General features: G+C 53.3%; 1 rRNA gene. It reads right to left on the reverse strand.

The features are described 5' to 3' along the window. Positions 1 to 11 precede the first annotated feature (11 nt). Positions 12 to 1,471, reverse strand: a 16S ribosomal RNA gene (locus JQC93_RS20150); the annotation flags it as partial.

Genomic DNA, 1,471 nt, shown 5'->3' on the forward strand with positions numbered 1-1,471 from the left:
AATCTATCGTTTAAGGAGGTGATCCAGCCCCAGGTTCCCCTAGGGCTACCTTGTTACGACTTCACCCCAGTCATGAACCACAAAGTGGTAAGCGTTCTCCCGAAGGTTAAACTACCTACTTCTTTTGCAGCCCACTCCCATGGTGTGACGGGCGGTGTGTACAAGGCCCGGGAACGTATTCACCGTAGCATTCTGATCTACGATTACTAGCGATTCCGACTTCATGGAGTCGAGTTGCAGACTCCAATCCGGACTACGACGCACTTTTTGGGATTCGCTCACCATCGCTGGTTGGCCGCCCTCTGTATGCGCCATTGTAGCACGTGTGTAGCCCTACTCGTAAGGGCCATGATGACTTGACGTCGTCCCCACCTTCCTCCGGTTTATCACCGGCAGTCTCCCTGGAGTTCCCGACATTACTCGCTGGCAAACAAGGATAAGGGTTGCGCTCGTTGCGGGACTTAACCCAACATTTCACAACACGAGCTGACGACAGCCATGCAGCACCTGTCTCAGAGTTCCCGAAGGCACCAAAGCATCTCTGCTAAGTTCTCTGGATGTCAAGAGTAGGTAAGGTTCTTCGCGTTGCATCGAATTAAACCACATGCTCCACCGCTTGTGCGGGCCCCCGTCAATTCATTTGAGTTTTAATCTTGCGACCGTACTCCCCAGGCGGTCTACTTAACGCGTTAGCTCCGAAAGCCACGGCTCAAGGCCACAACCTCCAAGTAGACATCGTTTACGGCGTGGACTACCAGGGTATCTAATCCTGTTTGCTCCCCACGCTTTCGCATCTGAGTGTCAGTATCTGTCCAGGGGGCCGCCTTCGCCACTGGTATTCCTTCAGATCTCTACGCATTTCACCGCTACACCTGAAATTCTACCCCCCTCTACAGTACTCTAGCCTGCCAGTTTCAAATGCAATTCCGAGGTTGAGCCCCGGGCTTTCACATCTGACTTAACAAACCACCTGCATGCGCTTTACGCCCAGTAATTCCGATTAACGCTCGCACCCTCCGTATTACCGCGGCTGCTGGCACGGAGTTAGCCGGTGCTTCTTCTGCAGCTAACGTCAAGATATGCAGCTATTAACTACACACCCTTCCTCACTGCTGAAAGTACTTTACAACCCGAAGGCCTTCTTCATACACGCGGCATGGCTGCATCAGGCTTTCGCCCATTGTGCAATATTCCCCACTGCTGCCTCCCGTAGGAGTCTGGACCGTGTCTCAGTTCCAGTGTGGCTGATCATCCTCTCAGACCAGCTAGAGATCGTCGCCTTGGTGAGCCATTACCTCACCAACTAGCTAATCTCACTTAGGCTTATCCAATCGCGCAAGGCCCGAAGGTCCCCTGCTTTCCCCCGTAGGGCGTATGCGGTATTAGCAGTCGTTTCCAACTGTTGTCCCCCTCGACTGGGCAAATTCCTAAGCATTACTCACCCGTCCGCCGCTCGACGCCCAACAAATCA

Source organism: Vibrio ulleungensis, from assembly GCF_016900875.1.
In the GTDB taxonomy this organism is placed as follows: Bacteria; Pseudomonadota; Gammaproteobacteria; order Enterobacterales; family Vibrionaceae; genus Vibrio; species Vibrio ulleungensis.